Below are 24992 nucleotides of genomic sequence, written 5' to 3' on the forward strand. Positions count from 1 at the left end.
CCTCGCAGCCCGCCTACGCCCGGGGTCCGGGGCGGGCCGCCGCCGGGGGAGGTGTGGCCGGGTCCTGCCCGTCCGTCGCGGTGGGCGGGATGACGGAGGTCGGCGGAGACGTGTCCGTCGGTGTGGGCTGAGGGTCCTCTGCCGGATCGCCGGTGGGGTCGTCGGCCGGGTCGCCGGGGGTGTCGTCGGCCGGGTCGCCGGTCCCCGTGGGCGTCGGCGTCCCGGTCGGCACCGGGGTGACGGTGTTCGGGGACGTCGGTTCCGCCGTGGGCAGGGCGGTCGGCGCCGCCACGGCGACGGCGTCCGGCGCCGGGACCTCGGCCGGCACCGTCACGGGGTCCGGGAGGACGTCGCCGGGCGGCGGCTCGTCGGCCGGCCGAGCGGCCGCGACCGCGGCCGGTGGCACCGTCTCGACCGGCGGGGGATCCGGCGTGGGGGCCTCGGGCCTGGGTGGCAGGGGGCTCGGGACCGGCACGACGGTCGGAGCGGCCGCCCAGGCGGCGTCCCCGATGCCGGCGGACCGCGGGGTCGAACCGGCCCGGGTGGGGACGGAGATCTCGGCGTCGGCGGAGTGCCGGTCGGCGGCGGCGACCGCGCCGGGCGAGGACGTCGCCAGGACGGCCGCGCCCGCGATGCCGCCCGCGGCGAGGAGGCCGATGCCCAGGGCGAGCCCGGCCCGGCGCCGCGGCCGCACCCGTGGCCCGACGACGACCCGCGGCAGGAGCCCCTCGTCGACGGCTCCGGCGCCGGCGGGGAGGTCCGCCTCGGCGGCGGGCGCCGGCTCTCGCTCCGGCGTCGTACCGCCGGGGACCGCCTCCTTCCCGGCGTCCGCCGCCGTGGGGGTCACCCAGCCCGGGAGCCAGGCCCGGTCCCAGTCCCCCACCTCGGACCGCTCCGCGGTCTCCGGGCCGGGAGCCGCGTCGGCCGGCGGTGCGCCGGAGGCGTTCCCGGGCACGGTCGGCAGGTCGGTGTCCCGCCCGTCTTCCAGGTCAGCCACTCAGTGTTGCTCCTTGCTAACAGAGAGTGCAGTCGGGCCATGGTGACGGACCTGTCCTGGCGATGGGCGGAGGCGCGGCCGGGTGTCGCGCGCGAGTCCGCCCACACGGCCCACGGGCCGGGCCGCGGAGCGGCTGCAGGGAGCGGCACTAGCGTCGGCCCGGTGACCGAGGCCGAGAGGGAAGCCGCGCCGCTGGACAGCGTGGGCGTCGGCCCCTGGGCGGGGCCCTGGCCCGACGACCCCCGCTACGACCCCGAGCTGCTGACCGCCGGCGACCGCCGCAACGTCGTCGACCGGTACCGGTACTGGACGGTCGAGGCGATCGTCGCCGATCTCGACACCCGCCGGCACCCGTTCCACGTCGCGATCGAGAACTGGCGGCACGACCTGAACATCGGCACCGTGGTGCGGACCGCCAACGCGTTCCTCGCCTCCGCGGTCCACGTGGTCGGGCGCAAGCGGTGGAACCGGCGCGGGGCGATGGTCACCGACCGCTACCAGCACGTGCGCCACCACCCCGACGTCGGCGCGCTCGCCGCGTGGGCGCGGACCGAGGGCCTGCCGCTGCTCGCCGTCGACAACCTCCCCGGCGCCCGGCCGCTGGAGACCGAGCCGCTCCCCCGCGCCTGCGTGCTGGTCTTCGGCCAGGAGGGGAGCGGGCTCACGCCCGAGGCGCGGGCGGCCGCCGACGGGGTGCTGTCCATCGCCCAGTTCGGCTCGACGCGGTCGATCAACGCCGGTGTCGCGGCCGGCATCGCCATGCACGCCTGGATCCGCCAGCACGGGAGGGGAGGTCAGGGCACCTTCGACACCGCGCCGCGCTGACCGGCTCCTGTCAGGCTGCACGCATGAGCCGTCTCGCCGACGCCGACCTCAGCGCCCGCCTGTCCAAGTCCGACGCCAAGAAGCAGCTCGCGGAGGCCCAGCGGCGCCTGGTGCACCTGCGACTGCTGCTGGGCGGTCAGATCGGCAGCGGGGAGCTCGGGCCGCCGCTGTGCGTGCTCTTCGAGGGCTGGGACGCCTCCGGCAAGGGCGGGGCGATCAAACGGCTGGTCGACGAGCTGGACCCCCGGCACGTGCGGGTCGCCCAGTTCGCCGCCCCCACCTACGACGAGAAGCGGCACCACTTCCTGTGGCGGTTCTGGCCGGTGCTGCCCGGCTGGGGCGGCATGGCCGTCCTCGACCGCACCTGGTACGGCCGGGTGCTGGTGGAGCGGGTCGAGGGCTTCGCCTCCGAGGACGCCTGGCAGCGCGCCTACGAGGAGATCGTCGACCTGGAGACCACGCTGGCCGCCGAAGGCATGATCCTGGTCAAGTTCTGGATGCACGTCTCCCCCGAGGAGCAGCTGCGCCGCTTCGAGTCGCGCCGCCGCGACCCCTACCGGGCGTGGAAGCTCACCGACGAGGACTGGCGCAACCGGGAGCAGCGGACCGCCTACGAGGCCGCCGTCGAGGAGATGCTCGAGCGCACCGACCACGACGGTGGGCGCTGGCACGTGGTCGCCGGCGACGACAAGCGGTCGGCCCGCGTGGAGGTGGTCCGCACCGTCTGCGAGCAGATCGAGGCCGCGCTCGCCGCCGCCGGCATCGACCCGGATCCGCCGCTGGCCGGCGCCTGACGGCGCAGCCGTCAGGCCGGCGCCACCCAGGTGAGCAGCAGGTAGGCCACCGCGGCCGAGGGCAGCAGCGAGTCCAGCCGGTCCATGATCCCGCCGTGGCCGGGCAGCAGCGCGCCCATGTCCTTGATCCCGAGGTCACGCTTGATCAGCGACTCCCCGAGGTCGCCGGCGGTGGCGGTGACCGCCAGTGCGGCGCCGAAGGCGACCCCGCCCCACCACGGGCCGTCGAGGGCGAGCGTGACGATCGGGGTGGCGACGAGCACGCAGGCCAGCACCGAGCCCGCCATGCCCTCCCACGACTTCTTGGGGCTGACCGTGGGGGCCATGGGGTGCTTGCCGAACAGCACGCCGGCGGCGAACCCGCCGACGTCGTTGCCGACCACGGTGGCGATGAACAGCAGCACGCGCGCGACACCGTCGTCCGGGACCAGGAGCAGCACGGCGAAGCCGGCCAGCAGCGGGACGTAGAGGACGACGAGGACGCCCGCCGAGGCGTCTCGGAGGTAGCCCTCGGGCCCGTCCCCCAGCCGCCACAGCAGCACGGCCAGGACGGTGAGCAGGAACGCCACGACCAGGCCCGAGGTGCTGCGGGTCCAGGCCAGGCCGAGCATCGCCACAGCGCCCACGAGCACCGGGGCCAGCGGAGCGCGGGCGCCGCCGGCCTCCAGGGCGCGGGTGAGCTCCACGATGCCGACCAGGATCGCGGCCAGCACCACCAGCAGGAACGCCGGCCGGTAGACCAGCAGCGAGGCGACGATGACCGCGGCGAGCCCCACGCCCACGCCGACGGCGGCGACCATGTCCCGCCCGGCGCGCGAGGACTTCCGGGCCTCCGGGACGAGCGTGGGCCCGATCGACTCGGTGGTGGACGTCGGCACCGGCGCCTCAGTGGTCGCCGGCTCGTCCACGCCGAGCTCCGCCGTCCGGAGGTCGGCCTCCGATCGCGCCGCCTGCGGCGGTGGCGGTGGTGCGGGACGCCGGCCGGTGACGGGGATCGGCCCGGTGTCGGGGTCGGGAGTCATCAGCGGGGATGCGGTCGCCCTCAGACCTCGAGGAGCTCGGCCTCCTTGTGCTTGACCGCCTCGTCGATGGCGTGGGTGTGCTTGGAGGTGAGGTCGTCGAGCTCCTTCTCCGCGCGGCGCACGTCGTCCTCGCCGGCCTCGCCGTCCTTGGCGATGCGGTCCAGCTCCTCCTTGGCCCGGCGCCGGACGTTGCGGATGGCGACCCGCGCGTCCTCCCCCTTGGACCGGGCCACCTTCACCAGGTCGCGCCGGCGCTCCTCGGTGAGCTGCGGGAACACCACCCGGATGATCTGGCCGTCGTTGGTCGGGTTCACGCCGAGGTCGCTGTCGCGGATGGCCTTCTCGATCGCCGAGAGCTGGCCGGTGTCGTAGGGCTTGATGACCGCCATGCGCGCCTCGGGCACGGTGATCGAGGACATCTGCGGCACGGGGGTCGGGGTGCCGTAGTAGTCGACCAGGACCTTGTTGAACATCGACGGGGCGGCGCGGCCGGTGCGCACCGAGCCGAGGTCCTCCCGCGCGACCGACAGGGCCTTGTCCATCCGCTCCTCGGCGTCGAGCAGGGTGTCGTCGATCACGGGTCTCTCCTCCTGGGGCGGCGGACGGGTCCGCCGCGGGTGTCGCGGGTCTGCGGGCTCTCTGCCCCGACGGGTCAGGCCGGGTCGCTGATCAGCGTCCCGATCCTCTCACCTGCCACGGCGCGCGCGATGTTGCCGTCGCTCAGCAGGTTGAAGACGACGATCGGCATGCGGTTGTCCATGCAGAGGCTGATCGCGGTGGCGTCGGCCACCTTGAGCTGCTTGGCCAGGACGGTGGCGTAGTCGAGGTCGTCGTACATGACGGCGGCCGGGTTGTGCCGCGGGTCGTCGTCGTAGACGCCGTCCACCCCGTTCTTGCCCATGAGCAGCACCTGGCACTCGATCTCCAGGGCCCGCTGGGCGGCCACGGTGTCGGTGGAGAAGTACGGCATGCCGGCGCCGGCGCCGAAGATGACCAGGCGCCCCTTCTCCAGGTGCCGGATCGCCTTGCGGGGGATGTAGGGCTCGGCGACCTGGCCCATCGTGATCGCCGACTGCACGCGGGTCTCGAGGCCGGCCTTCTCGCAGAAGTCCTGCAGCGCCAGGCAGTTCATGACCGTGCCGAGCATGCCCATGTAGTCGGCCTTGGTGCGGTCCATGCCGGCCTGGGACAGCTCGGCGCCGCGGAAGAAGTTCCCCCCGCCCATGACGACGGCGACCTGCGCGCCCTTGCCGACGACCTCGGCCAGCTGGGTGGCGATGCCCCGGACGATGTCGGCGTCGACGCCGACCTTCCCGCCGCCGAAGGTCTCCCCCGACAGCTTGAGCAGGACCCGCTTGTAACCGGCCCGGTCGGCGGGCTGGAAGGCGGTCGGCGCGGAGAGGGGCACGGCGGCGCCCGTCGTGGCGGTCTCGGTCAACGGTTCTTCCCTCGCTCGGCGGCGTTCACCTGATCCTGCCGCATGGGCGTGCGGCCGGTGGTCGCGGGCGGGGGTACCCGCGCCCGGCCCCGGACAGACCACTGGCCCCGTCCCACGAGCGGGACGGGGCCAGAGGTCGGCGTGCTGCGGTGGTGCTCGTTCAGGCCTGGCCGACCTCGAAGCGGGCGAACCGCTCCACGGTCAGGCCGGCCTCGTCGACGATCTGCTTGACCGTGCGCTTGGGCTCGGTGATCGACGGCTGCTCGAGCAGGACGAAGTCCTTGTAGTAGGCGTTGACCCGCCCCTCGACGATCTTGACGATCGCCTGCTCGGGCTTGCCCTCCTCCTTGGCCGTCTGCTCGGCGACGCGCCGCTCGGTCTCGACGGCCTCGGCCGGGACCTCCTCGCGGCTGAGGTAGCGCGGGCGCGCGGCGGCGATGTGCATCGCCAGGCTGCGCGCGGCGTCCTCGCTGCCACCGCTGTACTGCACCGCGACACCGATGGCCGGGGGCAGGTCGGTGGCCCGCTTGTGCAGGTAGGTGGCGGTGGTGCCCTCGAAGACGGCGAAGCGGCTCAGCACCAGCTTCTCGCCGATGCGGGCGGACTCGGACTCGACCAGCGCGGCGACGGTCTGGCCGTCGACCTCGGTGCCCAGCAGCGCCTCGACGTCGGCCGGGCGCTTGTCCAGGACGATGTCGAGCAGGCGGTCGGCGAGCGTCACGAAGTCGGCGTTCTTGGCGACGAAGTCGGTCTCGCAGTCCAGCTCGAGCAGCGCGCCGTCCTTGCTGACGACGACACCGTTGGTCGTCGAGCGCTCGAGGCGCTTGCCGACGTCCTTGGCGCCCTTGATGCGGAGGAACTCGACGGCCTTGTCGTAGTCGCCGTCGGCCTCGGTGAGGGCCTTCTTGCAGTCCATCATCCCGGCGCCGGTGGCGTCACGGAGACGCTTGACGTCGGCAGCGGTGAAGCCAGCCATGTCACTTCCCTCTGGGTCTGGAGTGGGTGTGGTGCGCGCGTCTGTGGGTTCCGGACGGGGTCCGGACGTGCCGGGGCGCCGTCCCCGCACCAGCGGGGACGGCGCCACGCGGTCAGCCGTTCTGGGCGCCCTGCGTGCCGGTGGACGCGTCGCCGGTGGCGGGGACGCCCTCGACCGGGGCGACCTCGTCCGCGGTGACCTCGGGCGGCGCGGCCGGGGTCTCGGGCAGCTCGGTGGCGCCGGCGGCGTCACCCTGCTGACCGGTGAGGAGCTCCCGCTCCCAGTCGGCCAGCGGCTCGTCGCCACCGATGGCCGGCTGCTCGCCGGCCTCGCGGCCGGCGTTGGCCTGCGCGGCCGAGCGGGCCATGAGGCCCTCGGCGACGGCGTCGGCGATCACGCGGGTCAGCAGGGCGGCGCTGCGGATGGCGTCGTCGTTGCCCGGGATCTTGTAGTCGACCTCGTCGGGGTCGCAGTTGGTGTCGAGGATCGCGACGACCGGGATGTTGAGCTTGCGCGCCTCGCCGACGGCGATGTGCTCCTTCTTGGTGTCCACGATCCAGACGGCGCTGGGCACCTTCTGCATGTCGCGGATACCGCCGAGGCTGCGCTCCAGCTTGGCCTTCTCCCGGGTCAGGCCGAGCTGCTCCTTCTTGGACAGGCTGACCAGCACGCCGGTCTGCTCCATGTCCTCGAGCTCCTTGAGCCGCTGGAGACGCTTGTGCACGGTCTGGAAGTTGGTGAGCATGCCGCCCAGCCAGCGCTGGTTGACGTAGGGCATGCCGACGCGCTGCGCCTGCTCGGCGATGACCTCCTGCGCCTGGCGCTTGGTCCCGACGAACAGGATCGAGCCGCCGTGCGCGACGGTCTGCTTGACGAACTCGTACGCGTTGTCGATGTACCCGAGCGTCTGCTGCAGGTCGATGATGTAGATGCCGTTGCGCTCGGTGAAGATGAACCGCTTCATCTTCGGGTTCCACCGTCGGGTCTGGTGCCCGAAGTGGACGCCGCTGTCGAGCAGCTGCTTCATGCTGACGACTGCCATGGTCGCCCTTCTGTCGCGCGCGGCCGCCGGGCGGCCGCGCTCCTCGGTTGTCGCGGGCACCGGGTGGTGCACCGCCCTGGCGTCCGAGGCGCCACACCACCCCGCGGGGAGCTCCCGCGGGGACCGAGGTGGCGACTGACCCGCCGGACCGGCGGGACTGAGGACGCGCGAAGTCGACCCGTTCGAGACGGATCGCACCGAGCAGCATACGCCTCGTGGGACGTCGGCCTCCCCAGCGGCCGGCGTCGTCCACAGCCACCGGCCGACGGGGCGCCGCCGGCTGTCGCGGCTGCAGGCTCCTCGCATGCGTGCGCTCGCCGTCCTGCTGCTGGTCACCGCCTGGGTGTCCGCCCCGGCGGGCGCGGTCGCCGAGCCCGCCGCGGGGGTCGGCGCGCTGTGGGTGCGGCCGGTCGACGGCCCGGTGACCCGGCCGTTCGACCAGCTCCCGGACCCCTATGCGGCCGGGCACCGCGGCGTGGACGTCGCCGGTCCCCCCGGCGCCCCGGTGCTCGCCGCCGGAGACGGCGTCGTGGTCTTCGCCGGGATGGTGGCCGGGCGCCCGGTGGTCAGCGTCGACCACGCCGGCGGGCTGCGGACGACGTACGAGCCGGTCGAGCCCGCGGTGGGCGCCGGCCAGGTGGTGGCCCGGGGGTCGCCGATCGGCACGCTGGCCGCGGGGCACGAGGGCTGCCCGGTCGCGGCCTGCCTGCACTGGGGACTGCGCCGGGGCGAGGTCTACCTGGATCCGCTGGCGCTGCTCGAGCCGCCCGAGGTCCGGCTGCTGCCGATGAGCTGACGCCTCAGCCCTGGGCGGCGACGTCCCGGGCGCGACCCCGCGCCGTCGTCATGCGATGGCCCGCGCGCGACTCACGCGATGTCGGCGAGCTTGGTGCGCAGGTGCAGCACGGCCTTGGTGTGCAGCTGGCAGATGCGGCTCTCGGTCACCCCGAGCACCCGGCCGATGTCGGCGAGGGTCAGGCCCTCGAAGTAGTAGAGGCTGACGACGACCTTCTCGCGCTCGGGCAGCTGCTCGACCGCGCGGGCCAGCAGCTGCCGCGCCTCACCGTGCTCGGCCATCGCCTGCGGGTCCAGCGCGCTGGTGTCCTGCAGGGTGTCCACCAGCCGGGGGGCGCCGCCGTCGTCGTCGGACAGCAGCTCGTCCAGCGCGACGACGTTGACCAGGGAGAGCTGGCCGAGGAACTTGCGGACCTCCTCGACGTCCATGTCCATCTCGGCGGCCACCTCCTCCTCGCTGGGGCTGCGCTGCAGCCGGCTCTCCAGGTCGGCGACGGTGCGCTCGAACTGCCGGGCCTTCATCCGCACCGACCGCGGGATCCAGTCCGTGCTGCGCAGCTCGTCGATGATCGCGCCGCGGATGCGCGCCATCGCGTAGCTCTCGAACTTGACCTCACGGGAGGGCTGGTACCGGGTGATGGCGTCGATGAGCCCGAACGTGCCGTAGGACACCAGGTCGGCCTGCTCGACGTGGGCCGGCAGGCCGCTGCCGACCCGTCCGGCGACGTACTTGACCAGCGGCGCGTAGTGCAGGATCAGCCGGTCCCGCAACACCGGGTCCCGGTCCTCGACGTAGGTGGCCCAGAGCGCGGCCAGCGCGGCGTCGGCATCGGCCTCGTCGAGCCGGTGGATGGTGGCCTCGGGCACGGTCTGCACTCCCGTACGTCGGAGGCCTGCCGTGGGAGGCCTCGGGGTGGGCACTGCGGCGGTGGTCGATTGCATCGCGCGCACGACCACTGTCTCAGACACCGGCGGTACTCCGGTCAGGCGCGCGGGTGCGCCTGGGCGTGGACCGCCCGCAGCCGGTCGACGGTCACGTGCGTGTAGATCTGCGTGGTGGCGAGGCTGGCATGCCCGAGCAGCTCCTGCACCGAACGCAGGTCGGCGCCGCCCTCCAGCACGTGCGTCGCCGCCGAGTGCCGCAGGCCGTGGGGGCCGATGTCCGGCGCGCCGGGGGCCGCGGCGACCGCGGTGTGCACGGTGCGCCGCACCTCCCGCGGGTCCAGCCGGCCCCCGCGCAGGCCCAGCAGCAGCGCGGGGCCCGACCGGTCGGTGGCCAGGGCCGGCCGCCCGCGGGTGAGCCACGCGTCGAGGGCCCGCTCGGCCGGGACGCCGTAGGGCACGCTGCGCTCCTTGCGCCCCTTGCCGAGCACCCGCAGCAGCCGGCGTCCCCGGTCGACGTCGTCCACGTCGAGTCCCACCAGCTCGCTGACCCGGATGCCGCTGGCGTACAGCAGCTCGAGGACGACGGCGTCGCGCAGTCCGACCGGCTCCTCGGCGCCGGCCGCGGACTCGACGACGGCGCGCGCCTGGTCCGGGGCCAGGACGTCGGGCAGGGTGCGCCGGGCCTTGGGGCTGACCAGCCGCAGGCCGACGTCCTCGGGGATGAGCCCCGCCCGGCGCAGCCAGGCGGTGAACGACCGGGCGGAGGCCGCCCGCCGGGCGGTGGTGGCCCGCTCGGCGCCCCGGGTGCGCCCCTGTGCGAGCCAGCCGCGCAGGGTGCCCAGGTCGAGCTCGCCGACCCCGGTGCCGCCGCGCCGGACGAGGTGGTCGAGGAGCCACACGACGTCGGTCACGTAGCCGCGGACGGTGTGCTCGGACAGGTCCCGCTGAGTGCGCAGGTGCTCCTCGTAGCCGGCCAGGGCCTCGGCCAGCGGCGGCGGCAGGGCCGCGCGCGCGTCAGCTGTCCGGGCGGTCACCGGGGAACCGTCCGACGGCGGGCGCCGGGGGTCAAGCCGCCGCGCCGCCCGTCGAGCGGGCCCACCCGGCCCTCGGGTCCACCGGTCACCCCCGCGTCTGCTGCTCCGGCGGTCTCAGCCGCCAGCCGGTCCCGGTCCACTGGACCAGGTCCGCCAGCTCCAGCGCCGGCAGCACCCGCATCACGTCGAGCACGTCGCAGCCGGCGATCGCGGCCAGCCGCTCCGGGCCGACCCCGACGCGGACCGGACAGGCGTCGAGCACCCGGCAGGCCAGGTCGGAGAGGCCGTCCCCGGGGCCGGAGGGGCGGTCCGGCGGATCGGCCAGGCCCTCCCCCACCCGGCCGACCTCCTGGACGACGTGGGCCGCGCTGCCCACCAGCACCGCGCCGAGCTCCGCCTCGCGCAACAACTCGTGGCAGCCCACGGACATCGCCGACGTCACCGGACCCGGGACGACCATCACCGGCCGGCCGAGCTTCTGCGCGCGGCGGGCCGTGGCCTGGGCGCCGGACCGGGCCGCGGCCTCCACGACGACCGTTCCCCGCGTCAGCGCGGCGATCAGCCGGTTGCGCACCAGGAAACGGTGCTTGTGCGGCGCGGCACCGGGTGGCCACTCGCTGACCAGCAGCCCCTCCTCCGCGATGCGGTGGAACAGGGCGCTGTGCGCGGCGGGGTAGGCCCGGTCGACGCCGCAGGCGAGCACGGCGATGGTCGGTGCGTCGGCAGCCAGGGCACCGCGGTGGGCGGCGGCGTCGATGCCGAAGGTTCTCTGCTCTCTCCAGGGTGTTGCAATCGCTCCCAGGTGGACACGTCCGACCTGACACCAGGGTCACGTTGCGTGAGCCGAAGCAGAGGGCAGGCCGATCGCCTGTCCTCTCCCCCTACCTCTTGCCTTGCCGACCCTGCGCGTAGCCCCTGCCTACTCCCGCCGCCGCTGGCGACACCGACCGGGCGTGGTTGCCCGGCCGGGCGACGCGTCAGTCAGCCCTTTTCAACGGTCGCGGCCGCCAGCACGAGGGCCAACGCATACCGGTCGGCATCGCGCTTCACGAAGGCGGGTGTGACAGTGAAGATCCATCCAGCAAGCCACAAGAGGCTTGTTCCCGCTGCGACGAACATCAACGCCGGGGACACCTCGACAACATGACGAATCCCAAGAATGGCTAGCACACCTTCGGCGATGGCAATGATCAGTGCGACCGCAATCCCAAAGGCTCGACAGCCGTACAGGTTCCTTCGGAAGCCGTAGTTGGCGTTCTCCGCCTGCACGAGGGAGAAGACCTCCCCCCGTGTCTTGGCACGAAGCAGGTCGACGGCCGACTCGTAGACCGCGTCGGCATCGGCCGGATTGGCTGTCTCCTCCTCCGGTGATGGGAGGCTAAGGCCGGTTGCGCTGGCGACCGCGGTGTGACGCTGCTTCTGCTGTATGACGTTCGTCTTGCCCGTCCATCGCAAAAGCAGGGTCGTGGGCGGCCCGCCCCACCCCTCCCACAAGGCGTCCTGCTTGCCAGCACCGCGGTCTCGGACCAGATGCATAACGGGAACGTGCAAGCCACCGGCGGCTGCGAAGGTGGCGAGTCCCTTCCACCAGTCCGGCAGGCTGAACAACAGCAAACCGAGCAGCGTCAACGGGAAGATGACGACGGCGGCCGGGTAGAGGCGCGCCTTGCGGTCGTAGGCGTCCATGTCTATCGACTCACTCTGCAAGCCAGTCGATCGCCCCGATGGGGCCGTACTCAGGGCGATAGGCGCCTCCGCGGTTCCACCTGATGTTCTGCCCGCGCGTTGCCCGAACCGGATACCCGCGCCGACGGATCGCGTTGGCGACCTCGGGACGGGGGTGGTCATCCGCCTCCTTTCCAACGCTCACGAAGGCTGATCCCATCTCGGCATCCCCGACGATCGGTCCGAGCAAGCGGTCCAGGGTCTGGGGATCCAGGTTGTGACGGGAACCGTGGTGCGGGACATCGAAAAAGTCGGGGGCGGTCGACTTCCCCATCAGGTCGAGGTAGTCGGCCGCCTGGTTCAGCGCAGGCACCCCAGCGTCGCCTGTGAAGAGTGCACGGTAACCATCAACCGACAGATCCGTGATGATGCTGCTGTTGTTGCGAGGGGTAGTCCCGCCGTTGTCATCGGTCATCGTCTCGCCAGGATCGCTCCCGAGACTGCGGATCACTTCCATGACACTGCTGGCTGCCTTGGAGAACGCGCGCCCGATCGACGCGGTCAACGAGCCGTAGTGGACCTGCTCGTCCAGCAGTTGCTGGTAGTAGGACTCGGATGGACCCGCGATCGTCAGGGCACCGCCGAAATACGTAGTACCGGTGAAGCCGTGATCCACGGTCGTTCCCCAGGCGCGCGCGGTGGCAATCAAGTCATCGACCAAGGGTGCCTTGACGTCGTCACCCGTGTAGCCGAAGTGAGAGGGCCGGTGAATAAGTAGGCGCGAAACGTCGAGTTCTTCGATCAGCCCGAACAAGCCTCGGATGTGGTCATCGTCGGGGTGGGTGCAGATCGCGAGATCGACCCGGTCGGTGCCGTAGTAGCGGCGCACATGGCTGGCGATGCGTTCACCGTCGTCGCGGAAGCCGCCATCGATGACAACGACCACGTCCTGTCCGGTGGACGGATCCGTGAACTGACACGTGATGGCGTCGCCAGTCTTCTGCTTCTCTCCGACCCAGAGAAAGTCGATGTCGATCACTGCGTTCCTCCCCGCTGCCTCACCATGTCGGCGACCGTACGCAGAGCCACTGACAGAACGAGGCGACGGTATGACTGCGGGTCATCGTCTCGGGGGGCAGTCGCCTCGCGGGTGGGCACTCCAGATCAGCGCAGGTGGCACTCTGGCGGATCTGGCGGCCTGGCTGTCGCTCGCTGCGTACCCACCCGAAATCGGCGGGCGCTCACCAGCGTCCCTCCGGCCAGCGATCCGCCCCAACTGGCTAGCGGCCCAGCCCCGGGAGGACGACGCCTGCTGGCCTCTTGACGTTCAGGTCGGGCCGGCTCCATGGGCGCCCGCTGGGCACGCGGACGCTTGACTGAGGCCAGTCACTCCGGGTTGGCGGCGGTGTAGAGCCCGTTCCACGAACCCGCAGCAGACTTGATGTTGGACTCCGTGACGAACATGTACCGCCAGGTGCCGTAGTCCTCTTCGTCGCGAACGAGTCGTGCCCACCGTTCGGCGGCGACCTTCTTGGCAAGGACGTCAGCGTTCTTGGCGTCGCTGTCCGCCTTACCTTCGATGACCCAGTAGGTGCCGTGCTTGTCGATGGCGATGAAGTCGGGGAAGTACCGGCCAGTGTCAGTCGGGATGAACGCCGGGCCGTTCGTGTAGAGGCGAAGCCACCAGGTGATCTCATCGTCGCGATCTAGAAGATGGGCGAGTTCCCACTCGGTGGTCTTCGCGTCGAACGCCGCCGTCGGCATGACGGACTTTCGCCATCCCTGGAAGTGCACGCCCTTCACGTAAGGGTCGTTGTACGCGTTCGGCGCGTTCGGGTCTACGAGCACCGGTTCGATCGGCAACGTGATGGATTCGAGCGCGACCTGGCGCTCCTGCTTGCGCGCGCCGATGGCCGAGCGGATGAGCGTGCGTAGTCCTTCGACGGCCTGATGCCGCCTCTGCCGTCCCCACTCGGCCGTGGCTTGCTCCGAGGAGGACACTCCAGCGCCCTTGAGAAAGGCGTTGACGAGGCGGCGAGCGGCGTTCGCCTCGCGCCTTACTGCGGTGACTTCCGGTTGCCGCATGATTTCGTGGCTGAGTTCGAGACGCACCATATCGATGCCCTCGTATACCTGTTGCGCCTCGGCGTTGGCCTGAGGCGTGACGGTGATGCGCACGTCGGCCCCGGTCCGCTTCGCCACGAGAGCGTCGCGGTAAATGAAGGTTGGCACCTCCAGAATGAATCGAGCACCCGCCGCCTCCGCGTCGCCGTCAGGCACATCCACCAGCGAGAACGGGGTGATCACGAGTCGGGTGGCCTCCCGCGGGAAGTTGATCTGTGGCGCCCCTTCGGTGCGGCCCTGGGCCTCCGGTGCTGCCGCCTCCTGCCGGGCTTCCACCTCCTCGAAGAGGAGAGAAGGTGACGAATCGGAGTCCGACTCGACTTCGCCGTCGAGGCCGAACAACGTCGGCTGCGCGGGAGCAGTGACGGGGATGCCCGGAATGCCGGGCTGCACTGCTTCGCCACCCTGGGACGCGTCCGGCACGACACTGGCCGAGTCCCCCGCTGGCAGGGGCTCGGTTCCGGTGGCCGCGCCATGCTCGTCAACCGGGGTCAGGGCTGCCGGAGTTTGAAGGCGCGTACGGAGTTGGTCCTTCTGCTGGAGCAACTGCTGATAAGAGTCGTGAGCCACAAGGTCGACCTGGTCGACCATGGATACGCCGGTGCGTTCGCCGAACGGCAGTCGGAGGCCACGACCCAGAATCTGCTCAGTCAGCGTCTGAGACGCGAGTCGGCGCAGAGCAACGATGACCGCAATGTTCTTTACGTCCCAGCCTTCGCGAAGTTTATTCACACTGACGATGGCGCGAATGGGCGACTCATCGTCCTCGACATCCGCCAAGGCTTGAAGCGCCTTCTCGGAGGACTCTGAGGTGATCTCCAGGACAGCCTGCGCGTCACCGATGAAGTTGGAGCCCGCGAGGAGTTGGCCGACCTCAGTGGCGTGCTCAATCGTCTGACAAACAACGAACAGTACCGGCCGCACCTTCGGCGCACCCGGTTGCATGTCCCGGTACTGCTGGTAGGCGACTTCCTTCTGTCGGAGCAGATGACAAGCGTCGGCCAACTGTGTGCGCTCGTCCTTCTGACCGTCCTTTCGGTACACGATGACGGGAATCTTGACGTGTCCGTCGGCGATCGCCTCGCCGAGCGTGTACTCAAAGACAATCTTCGAAATGTCCGCCGGATCGGGCGTCGCAGTAAGACCGGCGAGAGCAACTGGGTGAAGTTGGCGCATCGCCGCGGAGAAAGCCTGCGCCCGCTCGTGATAAATGTGGTGCTCATCCGCGATCACGAACAAGTCGCCGGTATTCTCCAGGTACGAGTACAGCGCACCGCCGAGATTCTCGTCCTCCTCGCGGACACGTCGGGAGACCTTGTCCGTGGGACGGATCAACTGCTGAATGTTGAAGACAAAGACCTTGAGGCGACTGCTGTCCCGCAACGCCGCCCCGACCGATGCCGTCTGGAAGTTCTCCGGCGTGACGACCAGTGGGGCGATCTCGGCGCCGGACACGTACTTTGCTGACGCAGCGTCGAAGTTGGCGATCGTTTTGTTCTGGATGGTCGTATTCGGCGTGACGACGAGGACGTTTCGGACTCCCTGAGTTGCCAGGTACTCGACGAGGGAGGACATCAGGAACGTTTTGCCGACGCCGGTAGCCAGGTCAGCCACCATCTCAGTGAACTCGCCACCTGCAGCAACGATGGCCTGGACGACGGCGTCCAGCGCGCGTCGGTTCGGCTCGCGCAGATCGAAACGGGCAGCGATCTCGAAAATCAACGCCTCGTCGTAGGTGATTTCCACGACTCTTACTTCACCGTCGCTTTCGGAAACAGATCGTCGGGCGCTTTCCGCAGTCGGGAACCCGGAGACAGTTCCTTCAGAAGCGTCTCGGCATCGGGGATCACGGCCTTAGCGACAACCATGGCCCGCTCCCCCTCCCCTAAGTGCTCGACAACGGTGCGCACGACTTGCGCATCAGCGATGCCGTCGATTACTGCGAGGCGCATCCTCCGCTTAACTCCACAGAAGACCGGGTCGTCGGGGGTATAGGTGTAGCCGAGTTGGCCGGCGACCGCCTTGGACCAGGCTTCGGTCGTAGCGTCAGGCGAGAGGTAGACCTCGCCTGTCTCGTCGTCCACCTCATACATCGACGGCCCCATCCGGGCGACCGTGAAGCCGCCTCCGGAGCGGACGGCCGCCGGTTCCGGCGCAGGCTTCAACCGTTGCCGCAGTTCCTTGGCGAGAGCATCCGCGTCGGGTTCGGCCACCGACTTGAGCGAGCCGGTCTTCGCCAAGGCCGAGAACGCCCGAAGCAGAATCTTGGCGTCGGCAGGCTTGATGACGCCGTTGAACACCTCGTCCGTGAAGCCTTCGCCGTCCCTCACGCTGATGCCCACGTTGTCGGTGCCTGCGACCACGCCAGCCAGGCGTGGGCGGATGAAGGCTTCGGCGTTCCGTTCGCTCAACTCGACAGTGATCCAGCGTCTCCCCAACTTGTGGCTCACCGCTGCCGTAGTCCCGGACCCGCCGAAGCAGTCCAGAACCAGGTCGCCGGGGTTGGAGCCGATGTGGATGATTCGCTCCATCAACCGTTCAGGCTTCGGGGTATCGAAGGGATTCTCGTCACCGAAGAGGGCGATGATTTCCTTTTTGGAGTCGTCGTTGTTTCCCACTTCGTCGTGCGGCCACCAGGTCCACGGAACGAGGCCCTCGTCATCCTTCAAATACCGAATGGTGTTGGGCATGCCGTCACCCTTTTGACCGAAGTAGATTTCGCCGCGTTCGATCATGGCCTGCATGACGGGCTCGGTGACGCTCCATGCCCGACCATTGGCGGGGCGCACGACCTTGCCGCTGGGTGTCTCTACGTCATAGAACTGGCTCGCGGTCGCATGCCCACCCTGCACGTCAAGGGGGATAGGGCGCCAAGCACCCTCGGGGTCATTGTTGGGGTTTCGATACTGGGATGCGTTCACTCGGGGGATGCGATTCCGCGCATGCTTCCATTGCGCAGCCCCTTGCATGGCGTAGACGAGGATGTAGTCGTGCACGGTGCCAATGGCGGGCCGATTGTCACGGGAATACTTCTTTTGCCAGACGATCGTCGCGACAAACTTGTCTTCACCGAACTCTTCATCCAATAGCACTCGCATGCGGTGCACTTCAGCATCATCGAGATGCACCCAGATTGACGCGTCTTCGGCCATCAGCGGCTTAATGTCCCTAATGCGGTCACGCATCATCGTCAGCCAGACGGAGTGCTCCAACTGGTCAGCGTAGTGCTCGAATGCCTGCTCGGTGTTGAATGGCGGGTCGATGTAGACAAGTTTGACCTTGCCGCGGTACATGTTCACGTACTCGGGGACCGTGCCCAGCGAACGGAGAGCGTCCCCCGAGTCCCCCATGATCAGCAGGTTCTCGGCTGCTGAGGTCGGACCGTCGACTTCGCCGACGCGCTCCACTATTTCGATGCTCTTCACGTCACAGGCGCGAGGGTCCCAGCGGTCAGCCCATGCGTAGTCGTACTTGCCCTGCTCGGAAGGAATGAGCGCGAGGTCCTTGCCCATCCAGGTCAGCGCAAGTTGCCCCTGGGGACGCTGATTTCCGTTGACCCTCACAAGTACCTCTCGTCTGCCATGCCCTGGTGCACGCTGCACCGTCCGCCTCGAAGCCATGCGCCGCCGACCGCGGTCCTTAGAGGTCTATCGGCGTACCGAGCCTGTCCCGGCGCCCGATCATGCCGCGCGGCTCCGACACCTCCTGGAGTCACCCCTGACGACGACTGGCCACTCTGCCTCGTCGCCCGCTACCTGTGGGCTGGGGGCCGAACGCGCGACTCACGCTCCACCCGGGGATCCCCCGGTCATGAAGGTTCCTACGTCAACGCCCAAGGCGTCGCCGATGGCGCAGAGGGTGGCGAGGGACGGATTGGCCTCCCCTCGCTCGATGCGTCGAACGTGCCGAACCGTCACACCCGAGGCTTGCGATAGGTACTCCTGCGTGACGTCGGCAGCCTGGCGAGCCCTCCGGACTCCTTCGGCGAGCGCGCGGCTCCGACTAAGGGGCAAGTTGCCGCGAGAGTCCGGCTCGACGAGGTCGCCACGTGCCACAAGGGTGCGCACGTCGACGCCCAAGGCGTCACTGATCGCATAGAGCGTTGTCAACGTTGGGTTTGCTGTCGCGCGTTCGATCCTCTGGATGTGCTGGACCGTCACTCCCGAAGCCCGAGCCAGGGTCTCCTGTGTGAAGTCCGCAGCCTGCCGGGCTTGCCGCACGCGTTCAGCAAGATCCCGACGCCGGTCCGGAGGCAGGGTGAGGTGTCGAGCGGACTTGAGGCCAGGCACAGCAAGCAACGCTTGGCACCTGTCAGGATGTCTACCAGGCCATATATGTTGGGTTGGAGTGGTGGTCGTCTCGTCCAGGGGTGGCGAGACGGTTCCGTGGGGCAAGCAATGCCGAAGGGGCTGTCGTGGCTGATGCGAGCAAGTGCACGTGCTCCTGCCTGCCGGACGGGGCCGGACGCTCGCGGCCGGCGGCGTGGCTGGAGATCAATGAGCGAGTGGCCGTGACCACCGTTGACGGACAGCGCGTCGAAGGCCGCCCAGGCATCGCCTGGTACTCGGAACCCAGGGGGTTCGCTCTCCTGCTCACTACCGACGAGGGTTCGGCGGTACGGATCGCCCGCTCGGAGGTGCAGTCCGTGATGCCAGTCATGGCCCCGGATCCGCTCAGAGTCGTCGAGTCCGTCGCCCGCTTCCTCAGGCAGCCCTCGGCGATACCGAACGGCAGGGTATGGATGTCCGCCATCGTCGATGAGCACCACTACGTCTCGGTCGCCGTCGCCCTCCTGCGCAAGCCGTGCCTGACGCTCCAGCCATGATCGGACTGACCTTGATCGACGGCACGCGGTTACCACCGCCCCGTGCGGATCTGGTCAGGAGGTGAACTTCTGGACCGGATGACTGACGGCCCAGGAGGCGGCCCGAGCCGCGCGCAAAGCGGCTTGGGGGTCCGCTCCGGCCCCTCGTAGCAGGGAGCCGGAGCGGACCATGCTCGTGGATGCAACCTTGAGACCGCGCTGCGCTTTCGCCTAGGGATCACACGACATCGAGGAAGTCCTCACCGAATGACCAGTGGACGGATGCCCCCGGACATCGAGACGCTTCGGATCCTGCTCATCTTGGCCGAAGGGTTCACATCCGACGATGGCCTGCGACTCATCGAGCGCGCGGACGAGGACGCCGAGGACTACTGGGATGCCCCCTTGATGGGGATATGCATTTCCTGCCAGGAGGTCCGCCGCGAGGCCCTCCGGCGACAACTGCCCCCGGATGGCCTCACGATGCCGGAGGCGTACGCAATCGCTGCGTGGCGTCCAGTACGTGACGCCGAGGGCGCCTGGGCATTCCTCGACGATCACGCCGACTGCGCATCGCACCCTCGGCTCGAACTCGGTATCACCTGGGACTGAGCCCTGACCCGACCCCTGCTCCGCACAAGGGCCCGGTCGGCGCCTTCCCGGCGCTCGACTGCGTAGAGAACCAGCCGCCGGACGCCGCGCTGCCCGACGAACGCCCCATTGGCCAGGTCGTGGGGACGCACCGCCTAGCGTGTGACCAGGATCTCACGACTTCGGCGCAGCCCCCGGCGTCGCTCTTGGAGGCGTACTCAGAAAGCAATGCTTACGCCAGACTCCTTACAGGCAACCAGAATCAGTTCTTGCCGCCACGTATGCGTTTAGTCGATGCGACCATTCTTGACGCAAGGTATGCCAATGTCTCGGTTGTGGGATGGGAATCCATGCGATAGGCAAGAGGTATGGACACACACTCGCCGTCGGTTTCTTCCGACAACCCCCCACGCTGGTGTTCCCTGGCACCGATACCTCTTTGCCGCGGTCAGGTCGCGGATCGCGAGTGCACTCCACCCTCACCTCACCGTTGACCAGGGGGACACGAGTAGGGCGGTGGAACGTCTTTTTCCACACGACCACCGTTCCTGCCGCACGGCAGGATTCGCCGATTGCAGCCAGCACTATCAATGAGGCGCTTGCCCGGCGCAGTGAGCGCGCCATTCCCGCTGGACGTCCGTTCTTGGTCGGCCCGGACGGGCACCCGGACAGCATCATCAACGACTTCTTTACACGCGGTCGCGGACGCACCCGCAGGCTGACAGGAAAATCGCCGCGCACATACGCCTATTGCCTAAGCGGCTACTTGAACCTGCTACACCAATGGGGTCTGTCCTGGCGCGAGGTCGACTCGGAGGACATCGACGCCGTCTACACCTGGCGAGTCCTCGACACCGAGCAGAACGAGGACTACGTACAGGATGCGACGTGGCAGAAGGACTCCGCTGTGTTCAGGGCGTTGTACGGGTACGCCTCGCGCTTCGGGATCGACAACCCGTTGCCGGACGTGGACGACGACCTGCACGACACCGGTGGCGCCTACGTGCGGTCCTCCGACGTCAAATGGTTCGACCCGCAGGGATACGCGATGTGGCGGGACGTCGGCCTGGGCGGTCACCTGCCGGACGGCACTCCTGACTCAACGTTCCGGGCCGGGAACGTGCAGCGGGACATGGCCTTCAGCGACGCCCTTTACCGCACCGGTCTGCGAGTCCAGGAGGCCGGAAGCGTTCTGCTTGGCGCCGAGTGGCCAAATGCACGCGACCACGCGCGCCCTTGGCACACGCTCCACCTCGCGAAGTTCTGCGCCAAGCGCCAGCGGGGCCGGACCTACTGGGTGCCTGCCTCCGTGGTATCGGACACCTACGCCTACGTCATCGGCGAGCGCGCTCAGGTAGTGAGCGCCGGGCAGGCCAAGTACCAAGCGATGGACGGCAAGGCCATTGTCCTGCGCCAACTTGGCGACGACCTGATCGTGCGGGAGCCGTCGGGAAAGGTGGCGCAGCGCCCCTTGGACGACCTGTCCCCCCAGGACCGGCAGCGTCTGTTCTGGCGCCGCCGAACAGACCAGGGGGACGTCTACCTGGAGCCCGCGATGCTGTGGCTTAACCGCGACGGCACACCCCGTCCGATCGAGCGTTGGAACAGCACCTTCGCCCGCGCAAACGCCCGCATCGACTTGCTCGGGTATCCCATGGCCAAGTTGACACCACACCGACTGCGGCACAGTTTCGCGCTCCGCTGGTTCGTCGTTGCGCGACTGCTCTGGGATCAACGCATGTCCTTCCTCACGGCCGAAGAAGCCCAGGACCTGCGGGCCGAGATGGGATCGCACTGGAAACTTGTGCAGACCCTGCTTGGGCACCGTCACACGAGCACGACGCAGAACATCTACCTGGAGCCGTTCCAGACGCTCGACATCGAGATGCTGCTGGACCATGCAGCCGACGAATCTGTGACCGACCTGATGGCCGCGCTCCTGCGGGGCCACGCGCGTGTTCAGACGGTCGCAGCCGGTTGATGGCAGGACGACCAGCCTCGCTGCCCCCCGTCGACTACCGGCCACGGCGAGCACGGGAAGAGAATGGTCTTGTCGTCACCTTCCGCAGCGCTGTGGACCACGAGACCACGACCTGGGACTTTTCGACTTTACCGGTGGCCGCGCCGCTACGCGAGCACTTCGCCGCGTGCCTCGCTGAGGGATGCCGCCCCTCCGGCACATGGCGGTCGGCCGCGACCGCGGAAACCGCCTACCGGCAACTACTGCGCTTCGCGCAGACGTTGCAGCGGAGCAGTTCGCCGCCGCTCCGGCCGGAGGATTTGCGACCCGCGCATCTGGCCGCCTTCCACCTGGTCGTGGGCCGTAAGTCGCGACCTCTCGGTTCGCTCAAGAACGCTCTCAGGCGTACCGGTGATTCCTACTCCGACGAGTTCCGGGCGGCGCTGAAGGTCCCCCACGGCCCCCGGTCTTCCAGTTCGCGGGAGGGCTACTCCCCGAAGGAGGTGAAGCGCGTCCTCGCCGCGGCGCGGGCGGACATCCGGGTAGCACGAGCACGAATCCGTCGTCACTTAGCGCACAGGGATCGCTGGCTGCGTGGCGAAATCGACAGCGAGGCCGAGCCAACCGCCTGGGCGCTCGGCGCCCTGTTGGACGAAGTGGCGCGCACAGGAGACCTCCCCCGCAAGGGTCGGCGGGGTAGTCCAGATGACGCGGTGATCCGCCAGGCGGGCCTACGCACGGGGACTGAAGCCCTGGGGCTGCTGTTCCTCGGTGCCGGGGAAACGCTTGCCTTCCAGATCCTCCTAGTCGGGCTAACTGGGCAGAACGCCGGAACAGTGGGACGGGCCCCTGCCCACCACCACCGCACCGGCAACGACGTTGGCGCCGTCGCCATCGTCGACCTACTCAAGCCTCGTCGCGGCAAGTCCAGGTCGCACATGGCGGTACCGATCCAGGACACTCCGCGGTGGTTGCCACTGCCTGCGCAGCCACTTACGGCGGGCCGCAAGGAGTTGCTCACCCCGCTCGGCGTGTTCTTGCTCCTTGGCGAACTAGGCCGCCCCGCCCGTGACTTGGTCCGCTCGGACCGGCTGTTCGCCTGGTATGCGCACTCAGGAGGCCGAGGGCGCGGGCGCGGAATCCGGTTGAAGCCGCCCGAGGGCCACAACCCCGCATGGGTGCGTCGGCACGGTCTGCGCACCGACGACGGCGCCGCACTCGCGTTGGATTTTGACCGGTTGCGCCTGTCGTTCGTGCAGGAGCACAACGAACCGGTCGCGCACACGCGCGAGACCCTGCACAAGGACTACCAGGTTAAGGACCGCGCCGACCTGTCCCGCTACCAGCGGGTGGTCGCGGACACGCTGGCCGAGCGGGTTCGGGAGGCCCGCGAGACAGCGCGCCTGGCCTACCTCACCGCTGAAGACTTGGAGCAGGCCAGGAAAGACCCACAGCCCGTCGCTGACCGCCTGGGCGTCAACGTCCGGACTCTCAAGCGACTACTTTCCGGGCGGCTCGACACGGTGGTCGCCGCCTGTAAGGACAACACCAATGGCCCGTACACGCCCGGGCGCGCCTGCCAGGCGTCGTTCCTCCTGTGCACCGACTGCCCCTGCGCAGTCGCGCTCCCGCACCACCTGACTGTGCAGGTTGCGGCGCACGACGCGATCCTCGATCGCCGCTCAGAAACGACGCCGCTGGACTGGGCCGAACGGTACGGCTTGGCGTGGTCGCGTCTGCGCGACATCCTCGACAAGCAGCCCCATGGGACCGTGGATCAGGCCCGGGAACGGGTCACTGAGGAGGAGCGCACGCTCGTCGAGCGTCTGCTCAACCGCAGGTTGGACGCATGACGCGCCGGGGGTACCAGAGGGGTGTCGCGACGCCGGCGCCCGCTGAAGGCGCGGTTCTCGAAGCGCCAGGTCCGGACGCCCTTGTCCTTGCGAACCGCCCGCTGCGCGACCGCCAGTGCGCCATGTCCAGGTACGGAGACGATCACTGGTACCTCACCCCGGGCCTGTTCGAGGCTCACGCAAAGCCAGTACGGCTGAACTGGACGAAGGCCGCGCCGGTGTTCCGCGATGCGCTCAAGACGTACGCCTGGATGCTGATCAACTACGAGCCAACCGATGAGGCTTTGGCCACCGGGTACCGACGGCTCTCCCTCATGACCGTTCAGACAACCCTCGTGCCACTTCGCGACTTCGCCGAGTTCCTCGCGGCTCGGGGCAGGAGCCACTTCTCCGAGGTCACCGAGGACGATCTCGACCAGTACGTCAGCGCTGTCGACGCCGCCGACATCAGCCGACCCCGCAAGGAGGACTACGCCCTGGAGGTGCGCCGCTTGTGGGGGCACCGTCACCTGCTGCCCCCAGCCATGCGCCTGCCCGAGGCGCCGCCCTGGGATGGACAGGAGATCGAAGACCTTTTCGGCGAACGGAACCGGACTGACGAGAACCGAACGCCGCGAATCGACGAGCGGACGATGAACGCTCTGCTGACTTGGGCGATGCGCTTTGTGGACGACTTCTCCGGCGACATCATCGCCGCCGCCCACGAATACAACCGGCTTGCACCGAGGGGCAAGCGCCGCAAGGCGCGCGGCTTGGACTCGGTCCCCAGGCGTGACCTCGTTAAGGAGGCCCACGTACTCGTACGGGAGTACAGGCGCACCGGCCGCCCACTTCCAGGCCGGATGACCGACACAGGCATCGAGTTGGACTACTACCACCTCGCCCGACTTCTCGACGCCACGGCTTGGGGCATTCGCGACTTGGCAACCGGGGATGTGTTCCGGCACAGCGGCTTGCCGCTAGTTGCTTGTGCCGCAGTCACCTCTCACCCCACCGGCCTCATCGACAATGAGCCCTGGCTCCAGCAGCCCATCGGCTACCACGACGTGCCGGGCTTCGTGAAAATGCTGGTCGCCGCCTGCCTCATCGTGACCGCTTACCTCTCGGGGATGCGACCTGGCGAGTTGCTCAATCTTCGTCGTGGCTGCCTTCACCACGACGAACGGACGGGCATGTGGAGCGTCGTCGGTCGGGCGTTCAAGGGCGCCCGCACGGACACAGGCGACAAGGCCGTCCGAGGCGTCGAACGGGAAGTGCCTTGGGTGGTGGTTGAGCCTGTTGCGAACGCCATCCGGGTCATGGAGCGCCTGCACGATCGCGAGGTCCTATTTCCTCGGACCGTTCTGGGCGAACAGCAGCGCGAGGGTGGGGCCTTGTCCACCGACCGGGCGCCGCGCTTCATCGCCGACTTCATCGCATGGGTCGACGCCTACTGCTTGGAACGCGGGCGCCGGGACAGCATCCCCGCCGACCGATCACTTGAGCGCATCTCCCTTAGCCGGTTCCGGCGGACGCTCGCCTGGTACATCTGCCGCCGACCGCGCGGACTCGTTGCGGCCTCGATCCAGTACGGGCACCTATTCACCACCGTCACCCTCGGCTACGCGGGCAACGCCGCCTCGGGGTTCCCGGACGATTACGCCTTTGAGCGATTTCTAGCCCGGCTGGAGGCACTGGGTGATGCGCAGCGTCGCCTCGACGACGGAGAGCACGTCAGCGGACCCAGCGCGGATGTCTACCGCCAGCGGCTTGGCGATGCCAGCCTCCGCTTTCCTGGCATCACGCTGACCAGCGGCCACCAGGCTCGCGGCCTTCTGCGAAGCCCGACTCTCCAGGTGTACGAGGGGCGGGGTATGACCTGCGTCTTCGATCCCGCTCGGGCGCGCTGCAGGTTGAGGCAGGGCCAGGTTGACGAGCAGATCACGCCGGACCTCGACGACTGCCACCCCAACTGTCTCAACATCGCTGAGACCGACTCCGATGTCGATGTCCTCCGAGAGCGCGTCCCTCCGCTCCGCGAGATCGTCGGGGATCCCCTCGTGCCGCCACTGCGCGTCGAGCGCGAGCGGGCGGAACTCGACCGGGTCACCAAAATCATCGATGAACACGAGCGGACGCGTGTCCCTCGGCCAAGCCAGGCGAAGACCTGATGGCGATCTCTGCACCAGGCTGGTGCAAGCACTGCGG

Annotated in this window: 22 protein-coding genes; 8 read left to right on the forward strand and 14 right to left on the reverse strand. The window is 69.1% G+C overall.

Going from position 1 to position 24992, the window contains the following annotated elements; translation table 11 throughout:
* Positions 1–13 precede the first annotated feature (13 nt).
* Positions 14–997, reverse strand: a complete 984-nt coding sequence (locus MY526_RS15120; RefSeq protein ID WP_436691807.1) for a hypothetical protein — start codon at positions 995–997, stop codon at positions 14–16.
* A 162-nt stretch (positions 998–1159) separates the two neighbouring features.
* On the opposite strand from MY526_RS15120, the gene MY526_RS15125 reads away from it, so the two are divergent.
* The gene (locus MY526_RS15125; RefSeq protein WP_436691806.1) at positions 1160–1822 is read left to right on the forward strand and encodes a TrmH family RNA methyltransferase; all 663 of its coding nucleotides are present in this window, start codon (positions 1160–1162) and stop codon (positions 1820–1822) included.
* A gap of 23 nt (positions 1823–1845) precedes the next feature.
* A complete protein-coding gene (locus MY526_RS15130) occupies positions 1846–2616 on the forward strand; it encodes a polyphosphate kinase 2 family protein (RefSeq protein ID WP_436691805.1) in 771 nt (256 codons plus the stop codon).
* A gap of 11 nt (positions 2617–2627) precedes the next feature.
* Here the strand turns inward: MY526_RS15130 and MY526_RS15135 are convergent, their stop codons facing one another.
* From MY526_RS15135 to rpsB, 5 genes are all read right to left on the reverse strand, one after another.
* Positions 2628–3638 carry a phosphatidate cytidylyltransferase gene (locus MY526_RS15135; RefSeq protein ID WP_436691804.1) on the reverse strand — a complete coding sequence of 337 codons (1011 nt, stop codon included), beginning with the start codon at positions 3636–3638 and terminating at the stop codon, positions 2628–2630.
* A gap of 20 nt (positions 3639–3658) precedes the next feature.
* Positions 3659–4216 carry a ribosome recycling factor gene (gene frr / locus MY526_RS15140; protein ID WP_436691803.1) on the reverse strand — a complete coding sequence of 186 codons (558 nt, stop codon included), beginning with the start codon at positions 4214–4216 and terminating at the stop codon, positions 3659–3661.
* A gap of 74 nt (positions 4217–4290) precedes the next feature.
* Positions 4291–5076: a UMP kinase gene (pyrH, locus tag MY526_RS15145; protein ID WP_436691802.1), complete on the reverse strand. Its 786-nt coding sequence runs from the start codon at positions 5074–5076 to the stop codon at positions 4291–4293.
* 160 nt (positions 5077–5236) lie between these two features.
* The gene (gene tsf / locus MY526_RS15150) at positions 5237–6052 is read right to left on the reverse strand and encodes a translation elongation factor Ts (protein WP_436691801.1); all 816 of its coding nucleotides are present in this window, start codon (positions 6050–6052) and stop codon (positions 5237–5239) included.
* A gap of 112 nt (positions 6053–6164) precedes the next feature.
* The gene (rpsB, locus tag MY526_RS15155) at positions 6165–7094 is read right to left on the reverse strand and encodes a 30S ribosomal protein S2 (RefSeq protein WP_436691800.1); all 930 of its coding nucleotides are present in this window, start codon (positions 7092–7094) and stop codon (positions 6165–6167) included.
* Between the two features lie 304 nt (positions 7095–7398).
* Between rpsB and MY526_RS15160 the strand changes: the two genes are divergently transcribed.
* Positions 7399–7890 carry a M23 family metallopeptidase gene (locus tag MY526_RS15160; protein ID WP_436704313.1) on the forward strand — a complete coding sequence of 164 codons (492 nt, stop codon included), beginning with the start codon at positions 7399–7401 and terminating at the stop codon, positions 7888–7890.
* A gap of 71 nt (positions 7891–7961) precedes the next feature.
* Here the strand turns inward: MY526_RS15160 and whiG are convergent, their stop codons facing one another.
* The 8 genes from whiG to MY526_RS15200 form a co-directional block, all read right to left on the reverse strand.
* Positions 7962–8756: an RNA polymerase sigma factor WhiG gene (gene whiG / locus MY526_RS15165; protein ID WP_436704315.1), complete on the reverse strand. Its 795-nt coding sequence runs from the start codon at positions 8754–8756 to the stop codon at positions 7962–7964.
* Positions 8757–8872: 116 nt separating this feature from the next.
* Complete coding sequence (locus MY526_RS15170) at positions 8873–9808, reverse strand: tyrosine recombinase XerC (protein ID WP_436704316.1); 936 nt, start codon at positions 9806–9808, stop codon at positions 8873–8875.
* 85 nt (positions 9809–9893) lie between these two features.
* Positions 9894–10610 (reverse strand): DNA-processing protein DprA, encoded by a 717-nt coding sequence (locus tag MY526_RS15175; RefSeq protein WP_436704377.1) that lies wholly within the window; start codon positions 10608–10610, stop codon positions 9894–9896.
* Positions 10611–10789: 179 nt separating this feature from the next.
* Complete coding sequence (locus MY526_RS15180; RefSeq protein ID WP_436704318.1) at positions 10790–11494, reverse strand: hypothetical protein; 705 nt, start codon at positions 11492–11494, stop codon at positions 10790–10792.
* A 10-nt stretch (positions 11495–11504) separates the two neighbouring features.
* A complete protein-coding gene (locus tag MY526_RS15185; RefSeq protein ID WP_436704320.1) occupies positions 11505–12512 on the reverse strand; it encodes a ComEC/Rec2 family competence protein in 1008 nt (335 codons plus the stop codon).
* A 347-nt stretch (positions 12513–12859) separates the two neighbouring features.
* Positions 12860–15343: a DEAD/DEAH box helicase family protein gene (locus tag MY526_RS15190; RefSeq protein ID WP_436704321.1), complete on the reverse strand. Its 2484-nt coding sequence runs from the start codon at positions 15341–15343 to the stop codon at positions 12860–12862.
* Positions 15344–15348: 5 nt separating this feature from the next.
* On the reverse strand, positions 15349–17109 hold the full coding sequence (locus MY526_RS15195) for a site-specific DNA-methyltransferase (protein ID WP_436704323.1): 1761 nt from the start codon (positions 17107–17109) through the stop codon (positions 15349–15351).
* A 270-nt stretch (positions 17110–17379) separates the two neighbouring features.
* Positions 17380–17886 (reverse strand): helix-turn-helix domain-containing protein, encoded by a 507-nt coding sequence (locus MY526_RS15200; protein WP_436704325.1) that lies wholly within the window; start codon positions 17884–17886, stop codon positions 17380–17382.
* A gap of 221 nt (positions 17887–18107) precedes the next feature.
* On the opposite strand from MY526_RS15200, the gene MY526_RS15205 reads away from it, so the two are divergent.
* The 5 genes from MY526_RS15205 (at position 18108) to MY526_RS15225 (ending at position 24955) form a co-directional block, all read left to right on the forward strand.
* Entirely contained in the window at positions 18108–18422 is a 315-nt protein-coding gene (locus MY526_RS15205) for a hypothetical protein (protein WP_436704327.1), read from the forward strand.
* A gap of 261 nt (positions 18423–18683) precedes the next feature.
* Positions 18684–19013, forward strand: a complete 330-nt coding sequence (locus MY526_RS15210; RefSeq protein ID WP_436704329.1) for a hypothetical protein — start codon at positions 18684–18686, stop codon at positions 19011–19013.
* Positions 19014–19458: 445 nt separating this feature from the next.
* Positions 19459–20973, forward strand: a complete 1515-nt coding sequence (locus MY526_RS15215) for a hypothetical protein (RefSeq protein WP_436704331.1) — start codon at positions 19459–19461, stop codon at positions 20971–20973.
* 92 nt (positions 20974–21065) lie between these two features.
* Positions 21066–22805 (forward strand): hypothetical protein, encoded by a 1740-nt coding sequence (locus MY526_RS15220; RefSeq protein WP_436704333.1) that lies wholly within the window; start codon positions 21066–21068, stop codon positions 22803–22805.
* A complete protein-coding gene (locus MY526_RS15225) occupies positions 22802–24955 on the forward strand; it encodes a hypothetical protein (protein ID WP_436704335.1) in 2154 nt (717 codons plus the stop codon). Before MY526_RS15220 ends, MY526_RS15225 begins: the two co-directional genes overlap by 4 nt.
* Positions 24956–24992: the final 37 nt, after the last annotated feature.

The sequence above is a fragment of the Geodermatophilus sp. CPCC 205761 genome (genome assembly GCF_051383655.1).
Classification (GTDB): Bacteria; Actinomycetota; Actinomycetes; order Mycobacteriales; family Geodermatophilaceae; genus Geodermatophilus.